General features: G+C 45.6%; 10 protein-coding genes. 7 read left to right on the top strand and 3 right to left on the bottom strand.

Annotated features, from left to right (window positions below):
• Positions 1 to 8: 8 nt before the first annotated feature.
• From Nant_RS05015 to Nant_RS04985, 7 genes are all read left to right on the top strand, one after another.
• Positions 9 to 524: a TRAP transporter small permease gene (locus Nant_RS05015; RefSeq protein WP_054340548.1), complete on the top strand. Its 516-nt coding sequence runs from the start codon at positions 9 to 11 to the stop codon at positions 522 to 524.
• Positions 525 to 560: 36 nt separating this feature from the next.
• Entirely contained in the window at positions 561 to 1,907 is a 1,347-nt protein-coding gene (locus Nant_RS05010) for a TRAP transporter large permease (protein ID WP_054340547.1), read from the top strand.
• Positions 1,908 to 1,962: 55 nt separating this feature from the next.
• Complete coding sequence (locus tag Nant_RS05005; RefSeq protein ID WP_054340546.1) at positions 1,963 to 3,144, top strand: M24 family metallopeptidase; 1,182 nt, start codon at positions 1,963 to 1,965, stop codon at positions 3,142 to 3,144.
• Between the two features lie 119 nt (positions 3,145 to 3,263).
• A complete protein-coding gene (locus Nant_RS05000; RefSeq protein WP_054340545.1) occupies positions 3,264 to 4,157 on the top strand; it encodes a DMT family transporter in 894 nt (297 codons plus the stop codon).
• Positions 4,158 to 4,276: 119 nt separating this feature from the next.
• Positions 4,277 to 4,870 (top strand): 2-hydroxychromene-2-carboxylate isomerase, encoded by a 594-nt coding sequence (locus Nant_RS04995; protein WP_054340544.1) that lies wholly within the window; start codon positions 4,277 to 4,279, stop codon positions 4,868 to 4,870.
• Positions 4,871 to 5,138: 268 nt separating this feature from the next.
• The gene (locus Nant_RS04990; RefSeq protein ID WP_054340543.1) at positions 5,139 to 7,022 is read left to right on the top strand and encodes a methyl-accepting chemotaxis protein; all 1,884 of its coding nucleotides are present in this window, start codon (positions 5,139 to 5,141) and stop codon (positions 7,020 to 7,022) included.
• Between the two features lie 159 nt (positions 7,023 to 7,181).
• Positions 7,182 to 8,078, top strand: a complete 897-nt coding sequence (locus Nant_RS04985; protein WP_054340542.1) for an HD-GYP domain-containing protein — start codon at positions 7,182 to 7,184, stop codon at positions 8,076 to 8,078.
• 50 nt (positions 8,079 to 8,128) lie between these two features.
• On the opposite strand, the gene nirD is transcribed toward Nant_RS04985, so the two are convergent.
• From nirD to Nant_RS04970, 3 genes are read right to left on the bottom strand one after another with little or no spacing between them, the layout of a single operon-like run.
• Positions 8,129 to 8,467 carry a nitrite reductase small subunit NirD gene (gene nirD, locus Nant_RS04980; protein WP_054340541.1) on the bottom strand — a complete coding sequence of 113 codons (339 nt, stop codon included), beginning with the start codon at positions 8,465 to 8,467 and terminating at the stop codon, positions 8,129 to 8,131.
• Positions 8,468 to 8,478: 11 nt separating this feature from the next.
• Positions 8,479 to 11,022: a nitrite reductase large subunit NirB gene (nirB, locus tag Nant_RS04975; RefSeq protein WP_054340540.1), complete on the bottom strand. Its 2,544-nt coding sequence runs from the start codon at positions 11,020 to 11,022 to the stop codon at positions 8,479 to 8,481.
• A complete protein-coding gene (locus tag Nant_RS04970) occupies positions 11,019 to 12,329 on the bottom strand; it encodes an NAD(P)/FAD-dependent oxidoreductase (RefSeq protein WP_076495984.1) in 1,311 nt (436 codons plus the stop codon). Before Nant_RS04970 ends, nirB begins: the two co-directional genes overlap by 4 nt.
• Positions 12,330 to 12,538 lie beyond the last annotated feature (209 nt).

Here is a 12,538-nt window from a genome sequence, read left to right as displayed (position 1 = left end):
ATGTTCTTATGAAAAAGATATTCCACAAGATCAGTAGTGTCACTGAATCGATAGAAAAGTGTGTTGTTTTCTGTTCAATCCTGCTGATGATGGTTAATTCAACCGCCAATGCTATCGGGCGATATGTTTTCGGTAAGAGCCTGTTTTTTTCCGAAGAGCTGAATCAGTTTTTGATCGTGGCAATAACCTTTATTGGTTTTGCCTATGCGGTGCGCAAAGGTAGAAATATTCGCATGACAGCCGTGTATGATTCTTTAGGTTATACCGCCAAGAAAATAGTATCGACCCTGATTGCTATTACCACGGGCGTGTTAATGCTCTACCTCGCCTATAAAGCTATCTTTTACGTGATTGAGTTGAAAGATCTTAACCGTTTAAGTCCTGCATTACAGTTTCCCGTATATATCATTTATTCAATTATTCCCGTGGGATTCGGTATCGCGGGTGTGCAGTATTTGATTACTTTCTTTATGAATATTACTCATAAAGAGATCTATCTATCGTATGAAGTCATTGATGAATAATCGATAAGTAATCAATAGTATTATGGATGAAATATTATGAGTTCGACTTTTGAGTTTTTATCTAACGTCCTGGCGGGTGAGCTTGATACCTACGTTATCACTTTCGCACTCGTTACAACGATGATTGTTTTGTTGTTCCTTAGCTTTCCTATGGTCGTGCCTTTAGCGGCGGGTGCATTGCTAGGGTTAGTGCATTTTTCAGATATAGATACCGGTGTGATTATTCAGCAAATGGTGACGGGTATTTCGCCAAATGCATTGATCGCTGTGCCTATGTTTATTCTGGCCGCTGACATTATGACGCGCGGCCATACGGCGCATAACCTGTTGGGCTTAATTGAGGCGTTTGTTGGACACCTACGAGGCGGCTTGCCCATTACGGCGTGTATCAGCTGTACGTTATTTGGCTCTGTATCAGGTTCCACTCAAGCCACGGTAGTGTCCGTTGGTCAGATAATGCGACCTAAGCTATTGCAGGCAGGTTATAAAGATAGCTTTGTCATGGCGCTCATTATTAATGCCAGTGATATAGCTTTTCTGATCCCACCCAGTATTGGTTTGATTCTCTACGGGACACTGGCAAACACCAGTGTGGGTGAGTTGTTTATCGCGGGTATCGGGCCTGGAATATTATTGGCCATTCTGTTTTCTGTTTATTGCTATGTGTATAGCGTTTATCAGGGAGACAGCATTGCATTGGTCGGGAAAACATCTAATAAAGATAAGCTACTGGCCATTAAAAAAGCACTGCTGCCTTTGGGGTTTCCTGCACTCATCGTAGGTGGAATCTACTCCGGAGCGGTCACGCCTACAGAAGCGGCCTCATTTTCGGTACTGTACGCCATTATTGTTGAGTGCTTTATCTACCGGGAATTAAAATACAAAGATATTGTGGATGCGGCACTCAGTACGGGACTCATTACCGCCGTGGTATTCATTCTTGTAGGCATGGGGCAGGCGTTCTCCTGGTATATCTCATTTGAGCAGATTCCACAGGAGCTATTAGCGCCGTTGAATCTGGAAGGTGCCTCTCAGGAATATATTCTGTTTGTGATTGCCTTGAGCTTTTTTGTGGGCTGTATGTTTGTCGACTCGCTGGTGGTTCTGGTTATCTTAACACCCATATTTGTACCTATTGTCGCTGCTGTTGGGCTTGATCCGGTATTGGTGGGTGTGATGATTACCCTACAGATGGCTATTGGTTCGGCAACACCTCCCTTTGGTTGTGACATATTTACCGCCATTGCCATTTTTAATAAACCTTATCTGGAAGTGATAAGCGGTACCTTACCGTTTATTTTGATCTTGTTTGTGATGTCAGCATTATTGATCTTTTTTCCGGGTATATCTTTGCTCTTACGTGATCTGGCGTTCCCTCAATAAATGAGCCACACCACACCACACGACAGCGCAAAAAAATAAAAAGTTGAGTAATTCTATGACAAATATACTGAGTGCCCCATCGCGAGGCTTTGAGCATAGCGAATTTGAAATACGTACTGACAAGTTGCAGCGCCGTATGGCAGCGGAGCAAATAGACGCGGTGTTTTTTACGACTGAGCCTGAATTTCGGTATTTCAGTGGCTTTAAGTCACAGTTTTGGGAAAGTCCGACGCGACCCTGGTTTCTTGTGGTGCCTGCCAAAGGTAAACCTATTGCCGTCGTACCCGAAATTGGTGTGGCGGGCTTTGAGCAAACCTGGATTGACGATGTATGTAGCTGGCCATCTCCAAGGCCAATGGATGATGGTGTTAGCTTACTGGCTGATACGTTAAAAAGTGTGGCTAACGGATCACGTCGTATAGGCTCCATGCTTGGCCCGGAAACACATTTACGTATGCCCGTCGCAAACTACCAGACGCTGCTAACGTATTTAAGTGCGCATAAGGTTGTCGATGTTAGTGAAATTGTGCGTGATCTGCGTAGCATCAAATCTTCTGCTGAAGTAGAAAAAATACGTTTTGCATGTGACGTAACCGCCGCGGGATTTGATTTTCTGCTAAATAACCTCAAAGCAGGTATGACTGAGCGAGAAGCTTGTAAGGTGATGCATCTGGAGATGCTGCGTTTAGGTGCAGATTCCTGCCCGTATCTGATCTCTGCATCGGGCCAGGGAAGCTACAACAATATCATTATGGGGCCGACAGACAGAAGGCTCAGCCAGGGAGATGTGTTGATTATTGATACCGGCGCCAACTTTGATGGCTATTTCAGTGATTATGACCGCAACTTCGCTTTTGGTGACGTTGACCGGGCAACGCATGATGCCTATGAGGCCGTTTACGCGTCAACTGAGGCCGGCTTAAAAATTGCTGCTCCGGGACAAACCACCGGAGACGTCTGGAAAGCAATGTGGTCGGTGTTGGAAGGTGCCGGCGCGCTAGGTAATGATGTGGGTCGTATGGGACACGGACTCGGTATGCAGCTCACAGAATGGCCATCCAATGTAGAAGGCGGAGACGTTATTTTGCAGGCGGGTATGGTCTTAACGCTTGAACCGGGTATGACGTTTGCTCCGGGTAAGGTGATGGTTCACGAAGAAAACATTCTGATCACCGATAATGGCTGTGAGATGCTGCATAAACGCGCATGGTCAACATTACCGGTCATTACGAACTAACAATATTGCCTAAATCATGCTGGCAATGGCTTTGTATAACAGAGCCATTTTTTGCCATGCTCAAGTGTTGATGTTTTGAATACATCAACCGCTTCTATTTTATTCTGCACAGGTTTTCTATGAGCACTAAACAAGAGGGGGGTTGTACCCGCTCGACCGGCATGTTGTATAGCTCAATCGGGGCGCTCCTGCTGACACCCGATGCTCTGGTTCTGCGTTGGATCAGTATCGATCATGCTGAAGTATTATTGTGGCGCGGTGCGTTTTTAACACTGGGCTTTACAATGATCGTATTAATGCGTCATCGATCAAAGTCATTATCAGCGATTAGACTCGCCGGATGGCCTGGTGTGTTTTGCGGTTTATTTTTTGCGCTTAATACGTATTTTTTTACGCAAGCATTACTGCACACTAGCGCGGCGGCTGCCATGATGATTATCAGTACAGCGCCAATATTTGCGGCCCTGATAGGGTGGTTTTGGTTGCAAGAACGACTCAGTTTTACCGTGGGTTTAACGATTGTTATGACCATGATCGGTATGGCCATTATCGTCAGCGATGGAAGTGGAGAAAACAGCTTATTTGGTAACCTGATGGCCATTGGAAGTGCGGCTTTTATGGCCGTGAATTTTAATTGGGCACGCCGCTATGCGCCCCGGGATATATCGCCAGGGCTTATATTCGGTGGGGTTTTTATTTTTATTTTTGGCTGGTTAGGAACAGAGACCATGCACGTGCGTCCTGAAGAGGTAGGCGCGATGTTTTTGTCATCTGCGATTGCGATGCCAATAGGCTTCGTACTGCTACAAATTGCACCGCGTTATATCAGTGCTACTGAAGTGAGTTTGTTTTTATTATTAGAGTCAATCGTAGCGCCTGTTTGGGTGTGGTTAGTATTAGATGAAGTGCCAAGCATCACCACCTTGACAGGCAGTGCTGTTGTTATTTTTGCGTTGCTGTTCTATAGCAATCAGGTGCGTAAGGAGCCTACACGCGTATTAAGTCTGAGGTGAGCTTATTATTACCGTTTATTATCAATAGACGGTTGAAGCTTTTTATCTCTCTGAGGTATGTATATTATTTTTTAGTAAATATACTATCGAGTTGATTTATTTCACAAATGAGCTTCAAAATGACCCAGAATATACAGTATTACTTCGTTCTAAATTCTCCGTGGAGCTACTTTTCGGGCTCTCGTCTTAAAGACATAGCGAAAGAAAAAAACGCCAATGTAGTGTTAAAGCCAATACTCATGGGTGAGCTTTTTTCCCGTACCGGTGGGCAGCCGTTAAAGCAACGTTCGGAGCAACGTCAAGCCTATCGATTAAAAGAACTACAGCGCTGGAGTACTAAGCTCGGCTTACCTATTCATCTGGAACCGACATTTTTCCCGGCTGATGAAAGTCTGGCCGTGCGCACAGTGCTTGCTGCTATTCAAAAGCATCACGATGCCCTTGAACTTGTTATCGCTCTGGGTGCAGCGCTGTGGAGAGATAATCTGAATTTGGCAGATGAGCAGGTCATAACCGATGTGTTAATTAAGCTGCAATTACCGGTAACGCTTATTCAAATAGCGAAGGATGAACAGGATTACTCTCAGTTATTGATCGACAATACAGAGGACGCTATGTCCCAGGGTGTGTTCGGGGTGCCATCATTCGTCGTTGGATCAGAGCTTTACTGGGGACAGGACCGCTTAGAATTTGTTGAGCAAGCTTTGGCCTGATTTCGGGTATGCCTATGCAGACGGTAAATGGATAGGCAATGAATAGACAATTGATGCACATAGGGTAAAAAATCACGCAATGAGCGTGGAGTTGATCTGCTCAGTATTTCACTACGGCGCGCATAAGCTGTTTGGTTATTAATTTAAAAACAGTGAGTTAATTGCTTTCAATGAAAACTACGCTAAAGTCTAATGACAGTAGCCGGCCAACTGGTCTTACCAACTATCATCACGGCTGCTACATTAAAATAATAAAGTTGAGTATGTCATGCTAAAACTATCTTTCAAGCAAAAACTGATTGCTTTAATTCTTATCACTCTTGCCGGGATTATCTGTATTAGTGCTGTCGCATTTAATACGCTATATGCTTTAAATAGCGCCGCTTCACGTGTGTCACAGTTGACCTCGGTCAGTGATACGTTATCAAGCATGCAGCTTGACATGGTAACAACAGAGAACAATTTGGCTCAACTGAGCGATGCAAATGCTGAAATTTTTACTGCTAGTGTCATAACAATAGTCGATACCTATCAGCCATTACTGACGGAATATGCAGCAGAAACGGATTCTTCGCGATTAAAAGAAGCATTACAAAGAGTCGAGGCTGCGTTTCTTAAATATGAGGAGTCTATTGTTTCTCAAATAGGCTCACTCAAGAGCTTAGGATTTAATAATAATTCAGGTGTGATGCTTTCACTTCAAAAAAATGCCGTGAAGCTTAATGAACAGCTTGCACCATTTAGTGCATTTTCTAAGGATTTCATCATTGCTCGCCAATTAGAAAAAGAGTACCTGATCAGCCCGACGGACTCAGCGGCTGAAAAGCTTATTAAGCAAATGGATGTCGTTGTCAGTAGCATAAAGGAAGCTGAATTTTACGATGCTTTTGGTAAAGATATTGAAGCGTATCAAGCGTCACTTAAAGAAGTTATTGTCGCGGCTTCACTGAAAAGTAAAACGCACCAGCAGATGTTAGAAAACAGGGCGATTTTTAGCGATAATAGTCAGAAAACTCAACAATTTGTAAAGTCTGATTTATTGATTAGTGCAAAATCAAAAGCGGAAAGTACCACCAGTAACGCTAAATGGACATTAGGTTTGGTTAGTATTGGGGTGGGTATTATTGTTACTTTTGTATTGATTATGATTAGTGTTAAAACTACATCAACCTTAAAAATAATTATCCATCATCTTCGTGCTATCGCTCAGGGTGAACTAAACCAAAACATACCGGTTAATGAAACACATCAGGATGAGTTTGATCATGTCTCGTCTGCTGTGAACACCACTGCGAATGATTTAAGAACATTAATTGGTCAGGTCATCGATAGCCAGAAAATGTTGAATCAACAAGCGACGGAATTAAGTAATTCCGTGCAAACTATTGCTGAGAATAATAGTGTCGTTTCTGATCAATCGAATACGTTGGCCAGTGCGACGGAACAGATCAGCGTCACCGCCAATCATGTCGCAGACAGTATCAAAAGCCTTAATAATGAAACAGACAGCGCGCATCAGGCGGCCATTAATGGAGGTAATACCATACAGCTTGCGATGCAAGCGTTGACCCGTACTTCTGATATTGTTGAACAATCGTCTCAGCAATTAGTACAGCTGCAAAAAGACTCTAAGAAAATTGATAGTGTTCTTGAAATCATTAATGGTTTAGCCGACCAGACTAATTTGCTCGCACTCAATGCGGCGATTGAAGCGGCGCGTGCCGGAGATGCGGGTAGAGGCTTTTCTGTGGTGGCTGATGAGGTGCGATCTCTGGCTGAAAGAACGGTTTCAGCGACGGGTGAAATAACGCAAACCGTACGAGCAATACAAAAACAAACGGATGATGTAATAGCCACAATGGAGCAAAGCCAAAGCAGCCTTGAAAATGTTAAAAAGCAAAGTGATGATGCTCAAAGTGCTGTCAGGCAAATAGAGGAACAGACCCGACAAGCATCACTTACCAGTCACGAGATATATGATTCTATTGCAGAAGTCGCCCGAACAACAACAGAAATGGCCACTAGCATGGATAGCATTGCGCATGTTATTGAAGATAATAAAACAGCATCACAGGTCATTGTCGTGTCTAGCGATAGCTTGTTAAGCAGCGCTACAAAAATGGGCCAGATGACCAGCAAGTTCAGATTATAGGTTCTATAAAAGCAGCTCTGTGAAAAACCTGCGGGGCTGCTATTCTTGATGCAAAAAGTACCCGTCATGGCGTGAATCTGTAATAACTGAGAAGTCATCCTATACTACAAAGCCGGTGTTTTTTATGGGTTATTTTGCTTTCATTTCTCAGGGTAATATATGAGTTTATTCAATAATATCAGTCGTTTTTTTGATAATGGTGTAGCCGAAAAAACGAATGTTCATGAAGATCTTTTACGTAGCCTATTGGTTATGGCATGGATGGTTGAAGCCCGGGATCCCTATACCGGAGGTCATCTATGGCGCGTATCACGTTTTTCGCATTTATTAGCCAGTGAGTCAGGATTACCCGATGCGGATGTTGCTCGTATTGCTTTGGGTGGTTTTTTACACGATTTAGGTAAAATTGGCGTACCTGATCATATTTTGAATAAAACAGGCAAGCTAACCGATGAAGAGTATGCGGTTATCAAAACACATCCTGAAGTCGGTTGGCGCACATTGGCCGGGCATCCTCTGGCTGGGTTGGCAGAAGTGGCTATCCGTTCTCATCATGAGACGCCGAATGGGAAAGGTTACCCTAAAGGGCTTTCAGGAAGTGACATACCGGTAGATGCACGTATTGTTGGTATTTGTGATGCGTTTGATGCAATGACAAGTACGCGGCCATATCGCCGTGAAATGCCGATAAAAAAGGCGCTGGCAATTATTGAAGAAAATCTGGGTAGTCAGTTTGACCGCGACTTCGGCGAGCGCTTTTTAGCATTGGGTGCAGCAGATCAACTCGATCATATTGTAGGTCATAGTGATGCAGGTATTCCACTGCATGAATGTGTGATGTGTGGGCCAACACTGGTGTTGCGCAAAGGACAGGTGGCAGGTGAGCATGTGTACTGTAGGAACTGTACCGGTGAATATCTGGTAGAAGATAAAGAGGGCTTATTGGTAACGACACCGACCCAAAGGATGGGCAGTGCTGAGGATCTGGAACCGGAGGTCGATACCGATTTAATCGCGCGTGTCGTGCGAGAGTCCGCGAGAGCGCTGTTATTATAAATACACGCCACCCGACAGTCAGCTAAGTGTCGGGCGGTGTGTTTCTCAACTTAACCTGTGTGAATCATCACCCGATCATTGACGATCTGGGTTTTCCAAACGGGCAGGCTTACCGTCTCATCTTCGAGGCAGCGTCCATCTTCCAACAGGAAGTGCTGTTTATACAGCGGCGATGCGACAAATAGCTGGTCTTCTTTGGATCCAATAATGCCACGAGACATTACATTGGCTTTACCGAATGGGTCATGCTGACCTACGGCGTAAACCTTTTGTTCTGATGGCAGGTAGAAGAGGGCAATTTGCTCTTCTTTAAGCAATGCGCATACACCGCTATTCGCGACCAAATCGTTGATGCTACAAAGGTCAATCCATTCAGGTTGCTTAGTCATTTTATCTCTCCTCACACCAGCATTTTGATCGGTTCAGCGATTGTTTTTTCTTCTTCAGTGGCGGGACGAATTTGGCCACGCTCTTGAATAAAGACAATGTTGTTGTCGGTTTTCTCGCTGTTTACAAAGGTACGGAAGCGTTTCAGTGAATCTTCATCTTCAATTGTGCGTTTCCATTCACATTCGTAAGTTGCAACCACATGTTCCATCTGGCTTTCGAGTGTTTTATTCATACCCAGGTGATCATCGATCACGACTTTTCTCAGGTAATCCAGCCCGCCTTCAAGATTTTCCATCCACACAGACGTACGCTGCAGGCGCTTACCGGTTTTGATATAAAACATCAGGAAACGATCGACATACTTAACCAGAGTGTCTTTATCGAGATCGGTGGCGAACAGGTCTCCATGACGCGGTTTCATACCCCCATTACCGCACAGGTAAAGGTTCCAACCATTCTCTGTCGCGATAATCCCCACATCTTTACTTTGCGCTTCGGCACATTCACGCGTACAACCCGATACACCAAATTTAATTTTATGCGGTGCACGCAGACCTTTGTAACGATTCTCAAGTTCAATCGCGAGTCCGGTACTATCCTCTACACCGTAGCGACACCAGGTGCTACCCACGCAGGATTTGACGGTGCGCAGAGATTTTCCGTAGGCATGACCGGTTTCCATACCTGCATCTATCAGCTCTTTCCAGATATCAGGTAGCTGCTCAAGACGAGCGCCGAATAAGTCGATACGCTGCCCCCCCGTTACTTTCGTATAAAGGTCGTATTTTTTACCGACCTGACCAATAGCGATTAACTGATCGGGTGTGATTTCACCGGCAGGCACACGAGGAACCACCGAGTACGTGCCGTCTTTTTGCATGTTTGCCATGAAGGTATCGTTGGTATCCTGCAAGCCGACGTGTGGTGTATCCAGGATGTATTCATTCCAGCAGGATGACAGCAGCGAGCCGATAAGAGGTTTACAGATTTCGCAGCCATGGCCGTGACCATGTGTGGCCAGTAAACTACTAAACGTCTTAATTTCTTCGATGCGGATGATGTTATAGAGATCTTCACGGGTGTAAGCAAAGTGCTCACATATGTCGTGGCTGACTTCTACACCGCGCAGCTCCAGTTCGTAGTTAACCAAATCGGTTAATAGCTGGGTACAGCCGCCGCAGCCAGTTGCCGCTTTGGTACCAGCTTTAACATCACCGACGGTTTGCGCGCCAGCATCAATTGAGCAGCAGATACCGCCTTTGGTAACATCATGACAAGAACATATCTGTGCTGTTTCCGGCAGTGCGCCCACACCCAAACCTGTTTGTGCATCGTCACCCCCAAAATTAGGAACGATCAGTGTCTCTGGGTTGCTAGGCAGTTGTATGCCATTTAATGCGTATTGCAGTAATGTGCCATAGTCATTGGCTTCTCCTACCAGAATCGCGCCGAGTAATTCGTTACCGGATTCAGAGACAACGATTTTTTTATAAACTTCGTTAACTTCATCGTTATAGGTATAACTTAGTGAGCCTTTTATATGCCCGTGAGCGTCACCGATACTGGCTACATCGATGCCCATCAGTTTCAGTTTGGTGCTCATGTCGGCACCGAGGAACTGTTTATCACCGCCGGTTAATTGTGCAACCACCACTTTTGCCATGGCGTAACCCGGCGCGACCAATCCATAAATACGGCCACTCCATAGCGCGCATTCACCGATAGAGTAAATATGTTCGTCAGATGTCTGGCAATTGTTATCCACCACAATCCCGCCACGCTCACCTACTTCAAGGCCACAGTCACGCGCTAGGTTATCACGCGGGCGTATGCCGGCAGAAAACAGAATAAGATCGGTTTCCAGTACTTCGCCATCGGCAAATTCCATACGATGGAACGCATCGTCACCGTCAACAATCTGCTGAGTATTTTTACCCGTATGAACTCTGACGCCGAGGTTTTCAATTTTCCTGCGCAGTAAATTACCGCCACCTTCATCCAGCTGAACCGCCATCAGACGAGGAGCAAACTCGACCACATGGGTTTCCAGTCCCAGATCTTTAATCGCTTTTGCCGCCTCAAGGCCGAGCAAACCGCCGCCGACGACGACACCGACTTTAGCGCCGTTTGCCGAGGCTTTAATGGCTTCCAGATCTTCAATGGTGCGGTAAACAAGGCAATGCTGGCGGTCATGCCCGGGCACCGGAGGAACAAAGGGGTAGGAGCCTGTGGCTAGTACCAGCTTGTCATAAAAAAGGGTTGTACCTTTATTGGTAAATACATGCTGTGCATCGCGATCAATCGAGGTCACCGCTTCACCGATCAACACGTTTAAGCCCCAGCTCTGGTACACCTCGATATGACCCATTGCCAGATCTTCCGCCGTTGCGCCGCTGAAATAGCTACTCAGATAGACCCGGTCATAGGCTAAGCGAGGCTCTTCACAAAAAACCGTGACGTTAAATTGATTCAATTGGCCGCTATCAGCAAGGCTTTGCAAGAACTGATGTCCTACCATGCCATTACCAACAACAACGAGGTTTTGCTTGTTCATACGGAGGCTCCTGTCAGCGCGGTGTCCGGCTGATGCTCTTTATCTGAAAATAAGTGACGAGTAGAGTCATGTGTGTCTTGCAGGTTTGAGCAATAAGATTGGCCAAACAGCAAGCAGGGCAGCAGGTGCTTTATAGGGGCCTGTTGCTCCAACAGTTCGAAATACCAGTTGCCATCCTGTACGTCGCCGAACAGCACGATGCCAACAATGATGTGGTTTCTGATAATGAGTTTTCGGTAGGCGCGGCGAGCTTTGTCCTGTAGCACGAGAGTGCGATCATCAGCGTTGCCGTCGACTTCTCCCGCTGAGAAGAGATCGATACCGGATATTTTAAGTTTGGTCGGTGTGGCGGTGGTGGCATAGGCAGACTCCACACCGAAGACCAGACGGTCGGCTAAAATACGCGCCTGATCCCATATAGGCGCGACCAGCCCGAATGTTTCGCCGCGATGTTCAATACACTCACCAAGGGCGCTGATATGTACATCTGATGTGACAAGGTTGTCATCCACCACGATGCCACGGTTAACCGCTAACCCCGCCGATTGTGCTAAGCGTGTATTGGGTGTGATGCCGGTAGCGATGATGACCAGTTCGGCATGCAATTTTTCATCAAGAAGAGTGCCGCCTTTTTTTAGCGTCATACTGGTAACAGCGCTGTCGCCGTGGAAGGCAGCTACTTCGGTATTTAATAAGGTATCAATGCCGCGCTCTTTAAGAGACAAGCGAAGCATTTCAGCGGAGGGGGCATCCAGCTGTCTATTTAATAAGTGACCAGAACGATGAATAACTGTAGTTTTCATGCCGTTAACGGCCAGACCATAGGCGGCTTCAAGGCCGAGTAATCCGCCGCCAATCACCACCGCGTGAGTCGCTGATTGGGCGCTATCCAGAATAGCGTCAACATCTTCGAGGGTTCTGAAATCAAAAATATTGCTGAGCTGCTGTCCGCTGGCCTGAATTTTTGCAGGTCTGGATCCTGTAGCAAAAACCAGATGGTCGTAATTTAGTTCTGTGCCGGTATCACTGTGCAGGCATTTCTGTGTGCGGTCGATGTCGATAATACGTTCGCCAGCGAACAGAGTGATGTTGTGCTTCGCGTACCATTCATGTGAATTAAGCACGATGTCATCTTTGCTGACATCACCGGCCAGTAACGGTGACAGCATGATTCGATTGTAATTGGGATGGCGCTCTTCTCCGAAGACAGAGATTTTGAAACGCTCAGGCTGACGGCGGATAATTTCATCAAGAAGCCTGCCTCCCGCCATACCGCTACCGATAATCACCAGATGTGGTTGTGTCATCGTTTATCTCCAGAAATAAAAAAGGCGCTCTCCTCAGACATCAATGTGATGTGCTGAGTAGAACGCCATTGTTCAAACTCAAAAGCTCAAATTGTAAGTACTACTTTTTATAACTATTTGTTTATAATATGCGAACACTATGCCAATTATTAAATAATCAATAAAATCAATGTTCTAATTAGTTTTATGGGTGCTGCTGTGGTGTGTGC

Origin of the sequence: Neptunomonas antarctica (genome assembly GCF_001305295.1) — a bacterium.
GTDB classification, from domain to species: domain Bacteria; phylum Pseudomonadota; class Gammaproteobacteria; order Pseudomonadales; family Balneatricaceae; genus Neptunomonas; species Neptunomonas antarctica.
Note: the sequence above shows the minus strand (reverse complement) of the source record. Positions and strands in the feature narration are given on the sequence as shown.